Here is an 830-nt window from a genome sequence, read left to right as displayed (position 1 = left end):
AATGAGGAGGTCTGAGTCGCGAGTGAGATCAACCTTATACTCATTGTAAGAGTTGCAAAAGTACTCTGAAAATAATCGAGACACAACCAAGACTTTGGCGTCTTCAGGCATCAACGCTCAACTGTTAGTTATAAGAAAAGTATATGAGTTTTGACATAATTTTTCCTAACCGTAGAAATTTAAAAAAGGTGACGTAAACTATTTTTTAATTCGCAGTCGCCATTTCTCTTGTTATCTACTTGTTCTAAAAGTGTTTTTAATATCACCGATAGCTCTTTATCTTCCATTGTGGTGACATCTGACGTGTCGAGAAGTCCAAGCTCCTTTTTTAGACGGTTATATTGTCGATTCATTTGCCTTAAGTCTTCTAATTTGAAAGCTTCCAACCATTTAGTAGCTTGACTCATCAATTTCATTAGTCGCAGTGTGGTTTCATTCGCTTTATCATCAACCTCTTGATTACGACGAGCAGCTTTAACTTGCCACTGAGGGGCTCTCTTCTTTGCTTTACCAAGGTAACTTTTCTGTGGTGAGTAACTTCGGTGATCGATTCGCATTACTTCAAGTATCGCAGTATTGAAAGCTTGTTTTATGAGTCTCGTTGTGGACTTTCTTTGAAGGTCTCGAAGATAAACTAAATCATTAGTAAATTTGCCAAGTAGCAAATGCAAATGGTCGCCGGAGCCTCGAATTTCCTCGGATTGATTCTGTTGATGTATGACCGCCCTAGTAATCGGAGCTAAGTCCTTACCACTGACTTCAAGAGAACTGGAAAGATTACGCATGATGATGTTGAGTATCATCCGCCATTCGTGACGGTTAGGGCGAAT

General features: G+C 39.4%; 1 protein-coding gene. It reads right to left on the bottom strand.

The genetic code is table 11. From position 1 onward, the window contains the following. Window positions 1-179 precede the first annotated feature (179 nt). Window positions 180-830, bottom strand: a 651-nt coding sequence (locus KIV40_RS28780) for a hypothetical protein (protein ID WP_285352640.1), incomplete at its 5' end; no start/stop codon positions are given.

Source organism: Vibrio sp. D173a, from assembly GCF_030248475.1.
The sequence above is the reverse complement of the archived record's forward strand: the minus strand, read 5'-3'. Positions and strand labels throughout refer to the sequence as shown.